The sequence below is a fragment of the Sorangium sp. So ce185 genome (assembly GCF_051526825.1).
In the GTDB taxonomy this organism is placed as follows: Bacteria; Myxococcota_A; Polyangia; order Polyangiales; family Polyangiaceae; genus Sorangium; species Sorangium cellulosum_D.
Genome location: NZ_CP150316.1, coordinates 7,301,508 through 7,315,772 on the forward strand (window position 1 = coordinate 7,301,508; position 14,265 = coordinate 7,315,772).

The window sequence follows — 14,265 nt, forward strand, 5'->3', positions numbered from 1 at the left end:
CGCGGTGCGATCGTCTCTACGCACCTCGCGCCGGAGATCGCCCCGGGCGCGGACGTGGTTCCGCGGGCGCTCTGCGGAGCGCGCCGGCGCGCTGGCGCGCTCCGCAGAGCGCTCCGGCGCGCTCCACCGCGCTTCTGCGCGCGTTCGGCGGGCACGGCTCGCGCTTGACGATCTCTGCGCGAACCGCCAACGTGGCCGCGTGAGCTCATCCCCTCTCGGTTTCGATCCGAACGGCCCCGCGGTCGGCCACGGGATCTACGGGCTGCCGCACACCGCCGAGGACGCTCGGGTGGTCCTCATCCCGGTGCCCTGGGAGCCGACGGTGTCCTACCGTCGCGGCGCCGCCAAGGGGCCGGCGGCGATCCTGCGGGCCAGCCGGCAGATCGACCTCTTCGACCTGCACACGGGCCGGCCGTACGAGCAGGGCATCGCGATGCTCGACGTCGACCCGGACATCGTCCGCTGGAACGCGGAGGCGTGCGCGGCGGCCGAGCCGGTGATCGCGGCGCAGGGCGAGGTCGCCGGCGACCGGGACCTGGAGGCGCGGCTCGCGGCGGTGAACGCGCTGTCGCGGCGGCTGAACGAGCGCGTCGCCGAGATCGCGAAGCGGTGGATGGAGCGGGGCAAGCTGGTCGGGCTGGTGGGCGGCGACCACTCCGCGCCCTACGGCACGATCGCGGCGCACGCCGAGCGCTACCCCGGGATGGGGATCCTCCACGTCGACGCGCACGCCGACCTGCGCGACGCGTACGAGGGGTTCACCGACTCCCACGCTTCGATCATGCGCAACGTCGCGACCCGGCACCCGAAGATCTCGCGGATCGTCCAGGTCGGGCTGCGCGACATGAGCGAGGACGAGCTCCGGTTCATCCGCGAGTCGAACGGCCGGGTGGTCGCGCACGTCGATGCCGCGATCGCCGATCGGCTCTTCGAGGGCGAGCCGTTCCACCTGATCGCCGACGCGATCGTGGAGGACCTCCCGGACGACGTCTACGTGACCTTCGACATCGACGGGCTCGATCCGACGCTGTGCCCGAGCACCGGCACGCCCGTGCCCGGGGGCCTGTCGTTCCAGCAGGCCGTCGCGCTGATCGGCCGTATCCACAGGAGCGGCCGCCGCATCGTCGGCTTCGACCTGAACGAGGTCGCCCCCAAGGACGACCACGACGAGTGGGACGGCAACGTCGGCGCCCGCCTCCTCTACAAGCTGATCGGCTTCACGCTCCTCTCGCAGGACAACGCCCCAAATACTCGCTAGCCGGCGGTCACCCGCACAGGAGACGGGCCCAGATCGGCGTTTTCGGCGCGCAAGCGTACTCCTGTACGCTGAGCACCGAAAACGTCGAGGTGGGCCCGTCTCCGCAGCGGGTGACCGCCACTCAGGCGAGCGCGCGGCGGTAGGTCTCTATCGCGAGGTGCACGTCGAGCGTGCCGGCCATCTCGCGGCAGGAGTGCATGCTCAGCATCGGCGCGCCGACGTCGACCGTGGCGATGCCGAGCGCGGCCGCGGTGATCGGGCCGATCGTGCTGCCGCACGGGAGGTCGCTGCGCACGACGAAGCGCTGCGGGGCGTAGCCCGCGTCGTGGCAGAGCGCCTCGAGCTCCGCCGCCGTCGCGCCGTCGGTCGCGTAGGACTGGTTCGCGTTCGACTTGATCACGAGCCCGCGGTTGACCTGCGGGGCGTGGCGCGGCTCGTGCTGGTCCGCGTAGTTCGGGTGCACCGCGTGGGCCATGTCCGCCGAGACGAGCAGCGAGCCCGCCATCGCCCGGGCGAACGCCTGCGGCTCGCGCGCCGGGTACGTGTCGACGATCCGCGCGAGCACGTCGCGCAGCACGCTGCCCGCCGCGCCCACCGCGCTCCGGCTGCCGCACTCCTCGTGGTCGTAGAGCGCGATGACCCGCGTCGCCGCGCCGGGAGCGCCCGCGCCGATCAGCGCGGCCGTCGCGGCGTGGCAGCTCGCGAGGTTGTCCAGGCGGGATGCGAAGATGAACTCGTCGGCGAGCCCGCCGATCGACGCCTTGAGCGTGTCGTACAGGCAGAGATCGAAGCCGAGGACGGCGTCGCGCGGCGCGTCGACCGCGCGCGCGAGCAGGGCGTTCAGGTCGGCCTCGCGGCCGAGGCCGATCACGGGGGCGAGGTGCTTCTGCGCGTTCAGCACGAGCCCCTCGGAGTTGACCCCACGGTTCAGGTGGATCGCGAGGTTCGGGACGCGCGCGACGGGGCGGCCGAGGTCGACGAGGTGGCGCTCGACCCGGCCGTCCCTGCGGATGTGGACGCGGCCGGCCACGCTGAGGTCGCGGTCGAGCCAGGTCGAGTACAGCACGCCGCCGTAGACCTCGACCCCGAGCTGCTGGTAGCCGCTCCGCGAGAGCTCGGCGCTCGGCTTCACCCGGAGGTTCGGCGAGTCGGTGTGCGCGCCGATGACGCGGAAGCCGCCGACCGCCGGGTGCTCGGCCCCGGCGACGAACGCGACGATCGTCGACCCGCCCCGGATGACGTAGCGGCGAGCGCCCGGCGCGATCGCCCACGCGTCGCGCTCCCCGAGCTCCGAGAAGCCCGCCGCCGCGAGCCGCGAGGCGACCTCGCGGACGGCGTGGTAGGGCGTCGGGGAACGATCGATGAAGGCGCAGAGGTCGCGCGCGGCCAGGGCGCCGCGCTCGCGCAGCGCCGACATCTCGTCGGCGCTCTTCGCGAAGCGCTCGCCAAGGTCGGTCGAAGGCTTGGGATCGCCTGGGCGATCGAGGATCTCGGGGGTCGTCATGAGGTGGGGGCGCCGAGTCTAGCAGAGCCTCCGCGCGCCCCGCCCGGCGCCCTCGCGCCGACATGGCGACCCACGCGGCCTTTGCGCCATGGTATCGCCCACCGCCGCGCCGCGCCGGACCCTCCGGCCCCGCGCCGCAACGGAGACGCGCCCCGATGTACCGCCTCGTCCGACCGCTCCTCTTCGCGCTGCCGCCCCGCCTGGCGCACGAGCTCGGCATGCTCGCGCTCGCCCCGCTCGAGCACGCCGCCCCGCTCCGCGCCCTCGTGCGCGCCCGCCTCGCGCCCCGGGACGGGCGCATCGCGGTGCGCGCCATGGGGCTCGACTTCCCCTCCCCGCTCGGCGTGGCCGGCGGCTTCGACAAGGACGCCCGCCGGGCCCGCGCGCTCGCCGCCCTGGGCTTCGGCTTCGTCGAGCTCGGGACCGTCACGGCGCAGCCCCAGGCCGAGAACCCGCCGCCGAACCTCTTCCGCCTGCCGGCCGACCGGGCGCTCATCAACCGGCTCGGCTTCCCGAACCAGGGCGCGGCGCGCGTCACCGAGCGGCTCTTGGGCCGCGGCGGCGCCGCGGCGGTCGGCGTGCCCGTCGGCATGTCGATCGGCAAGTCCCGCGTCGCGCCGCTCGATCCGATCGAGCCCGCGATCGAGGACTACCTCGCGAGCTTCCGGGAGGTGCGGCGCGCGGCCGACTTCGTCGTGATCAACGTCTCGTCGCCGAACACGAAGGACCTCCGGGCCATGCAGGGGCCGACGATCGCGCGGGCGCTACTCTCGGCGATCATGCGGGAGAACCGCGGCGCCGGGAGGCCGCTGCCGCTGCTCGTCAAGGTCGCCCCGGACCTCGGCGACGAGGAGCTCGAGGCGCTGCTCGCCGTCGTGGAGGAGGTCGGCCTCGCCGGCGTCATCGCGACGAACACGACCGTGCGCCGCGACGGGCTCGCGACGAGCGCGGCCGCCGTCGAGGCGATGGGCGCCGGCGGGCTCAGCGGCCCGCCCCTGCGGCAGCGCTCGCTCGCGATGGTGCGGCGGATCCGCGCGCGCCTCGGGGGCGGCGTCACGGTGATCGGCGCCGGCGGCGTCGAGTCGGCGGAGCACGCGATGGACCAGATCGAGGCGGGCGCCGACCTCGTGCAGCTCTACACGGGCTTCGTCTACGGCGGTCCCCTCCTCCCCGCCGCGATCGCGCGCGGGCTGTCGGAGCTCGTGGCGCGCGCGGGCGCGCGATCGATCCAGGATCTCGTCGGAGGCCGGACGGGCAGCGCTGCGCGCGCTGCTATGATCGGCCATGGAGCTTGAAGCGCACGTCCACGGCACCATCCGCGAGATCCCGGAGAGCGAGTGGAACGCGCTCCACGGCGCGAGCGAGGCGCCGTTCCTCTCGTGGGCGTGGTTCGACGCGCTCGAGCGGACGGGGTGCGTGGGCGAGGAGGCGGGCTGGCTGCCGCACCACATCACGCTCCGGGCCGAGGGGGTCCTGCTCGCCGCCGCGCCCGCGTACCTGAAGGACAACAGCGAGGGGGAGTTCGTCTTCGATCACGGCTGGGCGTCGGCGTCCCACCAGCTCGGCGCGCCGTACTACCCGAAGCTCGTCGTGGCGGTGCCGTTCACGCCCGCCACGACGCCGCGCCTGCTCGTGCGCCGGCCCGAGGATCGCGCGGCGCTCCTCGGGGTGTTCGCCGAGACGCTCCGCGCGCTGGTGGCGCGGAGCCGCATCTCGGGCGCCCACGTCCTGTTCCCGACCGAGGACGAGGCCGCCGCCCTGTCGGAGGCGGCGATGGCCCACCGCTGCGGCATCCAGTTCCAGTTCGAGAACGAGGGGTACGGGTCGCTCGACGACTTCCTCGCGCGCTTCAACGCGAAGCGGCGGCACCAGATCCGGCGCGAGATGCGCGAGGTCGCGAAGCAGGGCCTGTCGATCGAGACGCTGCGCGGCGCGGACATCACGCCCGAGATCGTGGACGTGATGTTCGGCTACTACGTCTCCACGGTGGAGAAGTTCGCCTGGGGCCGGCAGTACCTGAACCGCGCCTTCTTCGAGGAGATCACGGCCCGGCTCCGCTCGTCCGGGGAGCGCGCCGGGGGCGAGGGCGGCGTCGAGGTCGTCCTCGCGCGCGACGGCAAACGGCCCATCGCGGGCGCGTTCAACCTCGCCGGGCCGACGACCCTCTATGGCCGTTACTGGGGCGCCTCGGAGGAGCGCCCGTTCCTGCATTTCAACGTCTGCTACTACCACCCGGTCGAGGACTGCATCGCCCGCGGACTGCGCCGCTTCGAGCCGGGCGCGGGCGGGTCGCACAAGCTCGTACGCGGGTTCGCTCCGAGGATCACCCACAGCGCCCACCACCTCGCGCACCCGCGCCTCGACGCGGCCGTGCGCGATTTCCTGGTGCGCGAGCGCGCCGTCGTGCGCGCGAAGACGGCGGACGCGAGCGTGGCATTCCGCTGAGCGCGCCTCTCGACGCGCGGTGTTGACGTGACGCGCTCCCGGGAGAGATGCTGTCGGGCATGCGTGCCTTTCTTGCCCTCCTCACCTCCTCCATCGTCGTCGGGCTCGCCGCGAGCGGCGGCTGCTCGAGCAGCCCGGCGGCCGACGCGACCTCGACGGCCGCGGCGGCGACGGTCGCCGGCGCCGGCGGCTCGCTCGGCTTCGGCTGCTTCGGCGGCAGCCCGGACGGGCGGTGCACGATCCTCGCCCAGGTCTCCGAGGACTGCGGCTGCCCCGATTGCGCGGACTCGGCGAGCTGCCTCGGCTTCTGCAAGGACGACGGCGCCTGCGATCTGCGGCCCGACGCGCCGGACGGCGAGGATTGTACCTGCCAGGACTGCGCCAACAGCGTCGCCGAGTGCAGCCCGTCGCGCGGGTGCAACAGCAACATGGGGTGCAACGCCAACGAGGATTGCACCTGCCCCGATTGCACGGACACGCCGCGGTGCACGGACCATTGCACGGACAACGGCTCGTGCGCGCCGTACTTCGAGGGTTGCTCCTGCGCCGATTGCCGCTCCGCGGAGCGCTGCGGCGGCAACCCGGCCACGACCACCACGGCCACGACGGGCGGCGGCGAGGGCGGCGGCGGCGGCGCGGGCGGCGGCCCGGCCGGCACCGGCGGCAGCGGCGAGGGCGGCGGCCCGGCCGGGAGCGGCGGGGCCGGCGGCAGCGGCGGGGCCCCCGGGACGGGCGGCGCGGGCGGCGCTTAGAGCGGGTTTCGCTCGGGTTCGATGCAGGCGTCTTCCGTGCGTCGGTTCTCGTCTCCGTCCTCTCGTCTCCGTCTCCGTCTCCGTCCCCGTCTCCGTCTCCGTCCCCGTCTCTCGTCCCCGTCTCTCGTCCCCGTGACCGTCTGCGTGCGCGTGCGCGTGCGCGCTGACGCCGGGGAATCGCGCACGCGCACGCGCACGAGGGACGAGCACGGAAGACGGGAGACCGGAGACGGGAGACGGAAGACGGAAGACGGAAGACGGGAGACCGGAGACCGGAGACCGGAGACCGGAGACCGGAGACGGGAGACGGAAGACGGAAGACGGAAGACGGGGACGAGAACCGACGCACGGTGGTTCAGCCGTAGCTGAAAACCGCTCTAGAAAGAACAGAGAGGCCGCAGCCGGAAGACGTGTGCTGTCTCACGGCTTCGCGGTCAGGCCGTGCTTCCTCAAAAACATCCGCACGTGGTGGCGCTCCATGCCGGCGCGGCGCGCCATCTCGCTGACGTTGCCGCCCGTGGCGCGGATCAGCTCGCTGAAGTAGCGCTGCTCGAACGCCGCCACGGCGCTCCGCTTCGCCTCGCCGAAGGCCGACGTCGGCGCGACGACGTCGCCGCCGCCCTCGAGCGGGAGGATCGCCGCGATCGCCTCGGCCCCCGGCGGCAGGCTCGCGGCCACGCTGGTGACGTTCATGAGCTCGCGGACATTGCCCGGGAAATCGTGCTGGCCGAGCGTCGTGGTGATGAGATTGACCATCTCCACCGAGCGCTCCGGGCAGCCGAGGCGCGCGCAGACGCTCTCGACGAGCAGCGGGATGTCCTCGCGCCGCTCCCGCAGCGGCGGCAGCTCGATGCGCATCTGGGCGATCCGGAAGAAGAGATCGCTCCGGAAGCGCCCGGTGTTCATGCTGCGGCCGAGATCGCGCCGCGTCGCCGCGATGATCCGCACGTCGACGGGCTCGTAGACCCGCGACCCGACGCGCTTGAGCTTCCGCTCGGAAAGCACGCGGAGCAGCTTCGGCTGGAGCTCGGGCGGCAGCTCGCCGAGCTCATCGAGGAAGATCGTCCCGCCGTTCGCCTCGTGGAAGGCGCCGCCCTTGCGCTCGGTCGCCCCGGGGAAGGCGTCCCGCTCATGCCCGAACAGGAAGCTCTCCGCCAGCGCGCCGGGCAGCGAGGCGCAGTCGACGACGACGAACGGACCCCCGCGCCGGCTCGAGCTGTCGTGGATCGCCTGCGCCGCGAGCTCCTTGCCCGTGCCGGTCTCGCCGGTGATGAGCAGCGACAGCTCCGTCGCGGCCACCTCGCGCAGCAGGCGGAACAGGTGGCGCATCCGCGGCGAGGCGCCGATCAGCGGGCCGAAGCTCTCGTCGAAGCCGACGTCGACGCGCTCCTTGTCGAGCGGCTCGAAGCCCAGCACCGAGCCGCCGACCTGGATGGCGCACGCGGCCGTCAGGATCGCCTCGCGGATGCGCACCGTCGACACGAACGTCCCATTCTTGCTGCCGAGGTCGCGGACGAGGACGCCGGGCCCCTCGGCCCGCAGCTCGCAATGCGTCGAGCTGACCTCCGGATCGTCGACGACCACATCGCAGCTGGGATCGCGCCCCACCACGACCGGCGCGATGCCGATCTTGACCGGATCCCGGCCCGCCGCCCGCAGCGTGCCGCCGCGAACGAACCACTGCACCGCGCGAGCGCGGGTCGCATCCCTCGTCGAGCTCATATCCAACGGTTATTCGATTTCCCCGAACTTGACCACATCCACGTACGACCCCGCCACCACATGGCCACGCCTACCTGGGCGCACCGGGTACGCGCATTCCGGAGGAGCCGCAGCGTCGCGTCAAAAAACTTCACAATCACGAGAGATATCAGGAAAAAATTCACATCAAGCGATGTACGGAGCGCATGGCGGGAGAACCCCTAGAGGGGTTAGACTACGGGGCTACGCAGGAGATGAAGCGGACGATTGTCCAGTCCGCTCCATCGGGCGTCGTTGAACGACAGCCCACCTTGGCTGCTTCGACGGGTTGTCGATCAACGAGGCTCCGGGGGTCCGCACCCCTGGTCCCTTCAACGCGGGGGCGCGCGCAGGCGCCCCCGGCGAGGATGCTTATGCCGAGAACAGGATGGTACCTCCGGAAGCGCGCCGCGACGGCCCTGGGGCTCCTCGGGCTCACCGCGGGCGCGGGCGCGCTCGCGGCCGGGTCGAGCGGCTGCACCGGCGACGCCGGCGGCCCGTGTATCTCCGACGAGCAGTTCTTCGCCGAGAAGGTGTGGGTCCCCATCCTCTCGACGAAGTGCATCGGCTGCCATAACCCGCAGGGGCAGGCCGCGAAATCGAAGCTGATCCTCGCCGGGAGCAGCGAGGCGGGCTTCCTCGACAAGAACCTCGCGACGTTCAAATCGCTCGCCGGGCTCGAGCTGAGCGGCGAGTCGTACGTGCTCCTCAAGCCGACGAAGAAGGTCGACCACGGCGGCGGCCACGTCATCGACGCGGACGGCGCCGACTACGAGGCGCTCCGGGAGATGGTCGACCGCACGAAGGAGCCGTCGTCCTGCGAGACGGACGTCAACGCGTCCTTCGCCGGCGTGGTGATGAGCGGGCCGGAGGACACGCTCCGCTCCGCGGCCCTCGAGATCGCCGGCCGCCTGCCCACCGAGGCCGAGGCGCAGGCCGTCGCGCAGAGCGGCATGGACGCGCTGGACCCGATCCTGGACCAGATGCTCACGGAGGAGGCGTTTTACGTGAGGCTGAAGGAGATCTACAACGATCTCTTCCTCACCGATCGCTACCTGAACGGCGAGGCGGCCGTCGATCTGCTGAAGAGCGACGCGTACGACGCCAAGTGGTACAACAGCCTCCCGCAGGATCCCGCGCTGGTCGAGAAATACGGCGCGCGCGACCTGGAGGACGCCATCAACAAGGTGAAGAGCTGGACGAACCGGGGCGTCGGGCGGGAGCCGCTCGAGCTCATCGCCTACATCGTGCGCAACGACCGGTCGTTCAAGGAGGTCCTCACGGCCGATTACACGGTCGTGAACCCGTTCTCCGCGAAGGCGTACGGCGTGACGGCCGAGTTCCAGAACGACGCGGATCCGGAGGAGTTCGTCCCGGTGAAGCGCGACCCGATCCCGCTCGCGGGCGTGCTCACCTCGCCGGTCTTCCTCAACAGGCACCCGACGACGAGCACCAACAGGAACCGCCACCGGGCGAGGATGGTCTATCAGTTCTTCCTCGGCACCGACATCCTGAAGACCGCCGAGCAGCCGCTCGATCAGACGAAGATCACCGACTTCAACCCGACGATGAACAACGCGGCGTGCACCGTGTGCCACGCCGCCCTGGACCCGCTGTCCGGCGGGTTCCACAGCTTCGACTCCTCGGGCCGCTACAAGGCGGACGACACCTGGTACGAGGACATGCGGCCGCCGGGCTTCGGCGCCGAGTCGGTGCCGTTCAGCGAGTTCCCGAGCGCGCTCTCGTGGGTGGCGCAGCGCGTCGCCGACGACCCGCGCTTCGCGCTCGCGGCCGTCTACACGATGTACACGGGCCTCACCGGGCAAAAGCCGCTCGTCGCGCCGACGAACGACGATCCGGAGTTCAGCGCCAAGTTCCGGGCGTACCTCGCCCAGTACCACGCGTTCAACGCGATGGCGCACGACTTCGCCGACAGCGATTACAACCTGAAGACGGTCGTGAAGGCCATCGTCAAGAGCCCCTATTTCCGCGCGCGCAACGTCGCGCAGGCGTCGTCCCAGGGCGATCCGCTCGCGCAGCTCGGCGGCACGCGGTTCCTCGGGCCCGAGCAGCTGCACCGGAAGATCTGGGCGGTGACCGGGTATCCGTGGCGGCCGAGGGCGTTCGAGGACGACGGCAACCGCTATGACTACCTGCTCCGGCGCGACGCCTACCGCCTGCTGTACGGCGGCATCGACTCGGAGGAGGTGATCCAGCGGATCACCGAGCCGAACGGGATCATGGCCAACGTCGCCGACCGGATGGCGAACGAGATGGCGTGCATCTCGGTGCCGCGCGATCTCTGGCTCCCGCAGGAGGAGCGGCTGCTCTTCCCGTTCGTCGAGACGACGTTCGAGCCGCGGGACACGAACGATTTCGACGTGCTGCCGGCGGTCGAGGCGATCAAGAAGAACATCCAGTACCTGCACAAGCGGGTGCTGGGCGAGTCGCTCGAGATCGGAGATCCGGAGATCGAGCGGACCTACAAGCTCTTCGTCGAGACGTGGGAGGAGGGCAAGGCGGGCATGAAGAAGCCGGAGGGCGAGGAGGGCCGGATCTCGACGTGGCTGCCGGGCCCCTGCGAGGTGGAGAACGACTACTGGACCCGCGACGCGCTGCCCAACGAGGAGAAGCTCCAGCGGGACGAGAACTACACGATCCGCGCGTGGATGAGCGTCATGACCTATCTCCTGTCGGACTTCAGGTTTCTTTACCAGTAGGAGCAGCCATGGAACGTCGAGACTTCCTCAAATTGGCATCTATGACGGGCCTGGGCGTCGTCGCGGCGGGCGCGCTGTCGCGGGACGCCGCGGCGGCCGGCCCCTACGAGGGCCCCCTCTGGATCAACATCCACGCGAGCGGCGGCTGGGACCCGACGAGCCTCTGCGACCCGAAGGGCGCGGCGAGCGTCGAGGAGCAGAAGACGCGGGACGCGATGAACCGCAGCTACCTGCGCGAGGAGATCGGGACCGCCGGCAACATCAAGTTCGCGCCGGTCGGCGGCAACGCCGATTTCTTCAAGAAGCATTACAGCCGGCTGCTCATCGTCAACGGCATCGACACGTCGACGAACAGCCATGACGCGGGCGTGCGCAACACGTGGTCCGGGACGCTCCGCGAGGGCAAGCCGGGCTTCGCGGCGCTCGTGGCCGGCGTCCACGGCGGCGCGCTGCCGATGGGGTTCATCAGCAACGGCGGCTACGACACGACGGCGAACGTCGTGGCCGTCACCCGCGTGCCCGACACCGGCCTCCTGCAGCGGCTCGCCTACCCGAACAGGACCGATCCGTCGAACAGCGAGAACCGCGAGCAGTACCACACCGACGCCACGATGACGCGGATCCTCGAGGCGCGGCAGGCGCGGCACATGGCGAAGCTCGAGCAGCAGCGCCTGCCCCACGTGAAGCAGGCGATGAGCACGCTCTTCACCTCGCGCGTCGGGCAGAACGAGCTCAAGCAGCTCATCCAGTTCCTGCCCGCGGAGTTCGAGCGGGCGTCGCTGCGGCGGCAGGCGCAGGTCGCGCTCGCGGCCTACCAGGCCGGCATCTGCGTGAGCGCGAACCTGTCGATCGGCGGGTTCGACACCCACGGCAACCACGACGACAACCACATCCCGCGGCTCACCGACATCTGCGACGGGGTCGACTTCCTCCTGACCGCCGCGGAGGAGCAGGGCATCGCCGACCGGATCGTCATCGTGGTGGGCTCGGACTTCGGGCGGACGCCGGGCTACAACGAGGGCAACGGCAAGGACCACTGGAACATCACGAGCATGATGATGGTCGGCGCGGGCATCCCGGGGAACCGGGTGATCGGCGCGACGGACGAGCGGCACAACCCGCTCGAGGTCGATCCGGTGACGCTCGAGCCCAGGGAGGGCGGCGTGCGGATCAAGCCGGGGCACATCCACAAGGCGCTGCGCAAGCTCGCGAAGGTCGCGGACGACCCGCTCGCGCAGCGGTTCCCGCTCTCCGAGGAAGAGGACCTGCCGATCTTCGGCTGACGCGCGCCGCGGGCGGAGGGCCGCTCCCCTCGCCCGCCGCTCACTCCACCGAGAACGCGATCTCCTCGCCGGCGGACGCGCCGTCCGCCTCGACGCGGAGCCGGTGCGCGCCGGCGACGAGCGGCCAGTCGAGCGAGAACGGCGGGCCGACCTCGATCGGGCGGCCGTCGAGCACGAAGCGCGCGCGGCGCACGCCCGGCGGGACGTCGGCGCGGAGCCGGATGGCCTGCTGCGAGTTGACCGAGGGGTCGAGGACGAACCGGGCGCCGTCCGGCGGGTACGCGACGCGGACGCGCGCGCCGGCCGGAGGGACGCCGTCGCCGCCGAGGAGCGGGCCGCAGAGGGGTGAAGCCTCCTCGGGCGCGACGGGGCGGCCGGCGGCGCGCGCCCAGGCAGTGAGCTCCGCGTCGTAGCGCTCGAAGACGCGCTCCTCGACCGCGGCGCCCGGGCAGGCGCCGGCGCGCAGGCCGTTCCTGCGATCGACGCGCACGGCCTCGTGCATGTCGCACGGCGCGAGCGCCGCGGCGTCGGCGCGCGGGAGGAGCTCCCGGCGGCGGTGCGGGCAGACGGCGGTCGGCTTCATGCCGGACAGGCCGCACACCTCGACCTCGGCGAGGAGCTCGGGATCCGGCGGATCGAAGGGGCGCGGCGGCCGGACGCGCGCGGCGGCGAGCATGGCGTCGCGGAAGAGCGGGCCCGCGCCGGTGATGCCGCTGACGCCGCCCATGGGCGCGCCGTCGAAGTTGCCGACCCAGACGGCGACCGTGACGTCGGGCGTGAAGCCGACCGCGAGGTTGTCGCGGAACCCCTTGGAGGTGCCCGTCTTCGCGGCCACGGGGAACGGCAGGTCGAGCGCATTGCCCTCGCCGAACGAGGCGATGCGCGCCTTGTCGTCGGCGAGGATGTCGACGATCACCCGGGCGCGCGCGGCGTCGAGGACGCGCGCGCCGCGCGCGGGCGCCACGTCGGACACCGGGCCGCCCGCGGGCGACGCGAGCGAGAGCGCGCGCACGGCGCGCACCGGTAGGTAGACGCCGCCGCGCGCGAGCGTGGCGTAGGCGTTCGCGAGATCGAGCAGGCGGACCTCGCCGTCGCCGAGCGCGATCGCGACGCCGTAGCGCGACGGCTCGCGATCGAGCGAGCCGAGGCCGAGCTCGCGGAGCCGCGCGAGGACGCGCTCGGGGCCGAGCGCGGCCGCCGTCCAGACCGCCGGGACGTTGTACGAGCTGGCGAGCGCGTCCCGCAGGCGGACCGGGCCGTGGAAGCGCCCGTCGTAGTTGCGCGGCGCGTAGCTGCCGTCCGCCGTCGGGAACGAGAGCTCGACGTCGGGCAGGACGGTCGCGGCCGTGAACCCGAGCTGCTCCATGGCGAGCTCGTAGACGAACGGCTTGAGGGCGGAGCCGGGCTGGCGCAGCGCGAGGACGCCGTCGTTGTGGCCGAGCCCGGCGGCGTCCTCGATGTCGTGCGAGCCGACGTACGCGAGGATCTCGCCGGTCGCGTTCTCGAGCACCACCACGGCCGCAGCGCCGACGTCGCGGTCCGAGAGGCCGCGGACGGTCTGCTGCGCGAGGACCTCGATCTCGCGCTGGAGGCCGCGGTCGATCGTCAGGGTGATCGAGCTCGCCCGGCCGCGCAGCGGCGCCGCGCCGGCGCCGCCCGCCTCGGCGCCGGCGCCCGGGCCCAGCGCGCCGCCGAGCACGGCGCGGACGAGGTGCGGCGCGCCGAGGCCGCTGCCCTTCGGGGCGAGCGCGATCGGCTCGGCGCGGGCGCGGGCGACCTCGGCCTCGCCAGCGAGGCCGGCCGCGAGCATGCGGTCGAGGACGCGGTTCCGGCGGCGCTCGAGCGGGCCGGCGCCGCGGCGCGGATCGTAGAGCGCGGGGCCGCGCGGCATGCTGGCGAGCGCGGCGGCCTCGGCGAGCGACAGGTCGGCCGTAGGCTTGTCGAAGTAGAAGCGGCTCGCGGCCTCCACGCCGCGCAGGCCCGGGCCGAACGCGACGCGGTTCAGGTACTGCTCGAGGATCTCGCGCTTCGAGAGCGACGCCTCGATGCGCAGCGCGAGCGCCATCTCGCCGAGCTTGCCGCGCACGGTGCGGGGGCGCGGCACGAGCGCGCGCGCGAGCTGCTGCGTGATCGTGGACGCGCCCGAGACGACGCGCCGCTCCGCCGCGAGCTGGCCGAGCGCGCGCGCGATCGCGAGCGGGTCGACCCCCGGGTGGACCGCGAACCGCCGGTCCTCCGCGGCCAGGAGCGCGCGCTGGATGCGGTCGCCGGCCTCGGCGAGCGGAAGCCAGCGCGCGCGGGCGCCGTCGCCGGCGCGGAGCTCGCGGAGCACCGTGCCGTGGCGGTCGAGCAGCACCGTGGAGACGGCGCGCTCCTCGGGAGCGGCGAGCTCCGGCGGGAGCTTCGTGAGGGCCGCGGCGACGGCGAGCAGGAGCCACGGCGCGACGGCGAGCGCGAGCGCGACCCGCGCCGCGCGGCGCAGGAGGAGCGGCAGGCGCGGGCGGGCGGCCGCGAGCCAGCGCCGCGCGCGACCGGGCCCGGGCGAGGAGAGCGCGCCCACGGC

Annotated in this window: 9 protein-coding genes; 6 read left to right on the forward strand and 3 right to left on the reverse strand. The window is 72.7% G+C overall.

From position 1 onward, the window contains the following. Positions 1-199: 199 nt before the first annotated feature. Positions 200-1,258, forward strand: a complete 1,059-nt coding sequence (locus WMF26_RS26540) for an agmatinase family protein (RefSeq protein WP_437994947.1) — start codon at positions 200-202, stop codon at positions 1,256-1,258. 121 nt (positions 1,259-1,379) lie between these two features. Here the strand turns inward: WMF26_RS26540 and WMF26_RS26545 are convergent, their stop codons facing one another. Further along, positions 1,380-2,675, reverse strand: coding sequence for a M18 family aminopeptidase (locus tag WMF26_RS26545; RefSeq protein WP_438002447.1), 1,296 nt, complete (start codon positions 2,673-2,675; stop codon positions 1,380-1,382). A gap of 242 nt (positions 2,676-2,917) precedes the next feature. Here WMF26_RS26545 and WMF26_RS26550 point away from each other — a divergent pair, with 242 nt between their 5' ends. Genes WMF26_RS26550 through WMF26_RS26560 form a run of 3 tightly spaced genes read left to right on the forward strand, consistent with a single transcriptional unit; the run spans position 2,918 to position 5,959 of the window. Beyond that, a complete protein-coding gene (locus WMF26_RS26550) occupies positions 2,918-4,057 on the forward strand; it encodes a quinone-dependent dihydroorotate dehydrogenase (protein WP_437994948.1) in 1,140 nt (379 codons plus the stop codon). Next, entirely contained in the window at positions 4,047-5,207 is a 1,161-nt protein-coding gene (locus WMF26_RS26555; RefSeq protein WP_437994949.1) for a GNAT family N-acetyltransferase, read from the forward strand. The genes WMF26_RS26550 and WMF26_RS26555 overlap by 11 nt, the downstream gene beginning before the upstream one ends. A 59-nt stretch (positions 5,208-5,266) precedes the next feature. Next, entirely contained in the window at positions 5,267-5,959 is a 693-nt protein-coding gene (locus WMF26_RS26560) for a hypothetical protein (protein ID WP_437994950.1), read from the forward strand. Between the two features lie 420 nt (positions 5,960-6,379). Here the strand turns inward: WMF26_RS26560 and WMF26_RS26565 are convergent, their stop codons facing one another. Next, positions 6,380-7,681: a sigma 54-interacting transcriptional regulator gene (locus WMF26_RS26565; protein ID WP_020737266.1), complete on the reverse strand. Its 1,302-nt coding sequence runs from the start codon at positions 7,679-7,681 to the stop codon at positions 6,380-6,382. A 392-nt stretch (positions 7,682-8,073) separates the two neighbouring features. On the opposite strand from WMF26_RS26565, the gene WMF26_RS26570 reads away from it, so the two are divergent. After that, complete coding sequence (locus tag WMF26_RS26570; protein ID WP_437994951.1) at positions 8,074-10,419, forward strand: DUF1588 domain-containing protein; 2,346 nt, start codon at positions 8,074-8,076, stop codon at positions 10,417-10,419. A gap of 41 nt (positions 10,420-10,460) precedes the next feature. Next, a complete protein-coding gene (locus WMF26_RS26575) occupies positions 10,461-11,702 on the forward strand; it encodes a DUF1501 domain-containing protein (protein WP_437994952.1) in 1,242 nt (413 codons plus the stop codon). Positions 11,703-11,742: 40 nt separating this feature from the next. Here WMF26_RS26575 and pbpC read toward each other — a convergent pair whose 3' ends face one another. Continuing rightward, positions 11,743-14,262: a penicillin-binding protein 1C gene (gene pbpC, locus WMF26_RS26580; RefSeq protein WP_437994953.1), complete on the reverse strand. Its 2,520-nt coding sequence runs from the start codon at positions 14,260-14,262 to the stop codon at positions 11,743-11,745. Positions 14,263-14,265: the final 3 nt, after the last annotated feature.

Coding starts and splice junctions, on each gene's coding strand:
- WMF26_RS26545 (WP_438002447.1), bottom strand. CDS start 2,675: ATGTCGGCGCTGCGCGAGCGCGGCGCCCTGGCCGCGCGCGACCTCTGC.
- WMF26_RS26565 (WP_020737266.1), bottom strand. CDS start 7,681: ATGAGCTCGACGAGGGATGCGACCCGCGCTCGCGCGGTGCAGTGGTTC.
- WMF26_RS26575 (WP_437994952.1), top strand. CDS start 10,461: ATGACGGGCCTGGGCGTCGTCGCGGCGGGCGCGCTGTCGCGGGACGCC.
- WMF26_RS26570 (WP_437994951.1), top strand. CDS start 8,074: ATGCCGAGAACAGGATGGTACCTCCGGAAGCGCGCCGCGACGGCCCTG.
- WMF26_RS26560 (WP_437994950.1), top strand. CDS start 5,267: ATGCGTGCCTTTCTTGCCCTCCTCACCTCCTCCATCGTCGTCGGGCTC.
- WMF26_RS26550 (WP_437994948.1), top strand. CDS start 2,918: ATGTACCGCCTCGTCCGACCGCTCCTCTTCGCGCTGCCGCCCCGCCTG.
- WMF26_RS26555 (WP_437994949.1), top strand. CDS start 4,047: ATGGAGCTTGAAGCGCACGTCCACGGCACCATCCGCGAGATCCCGGAG.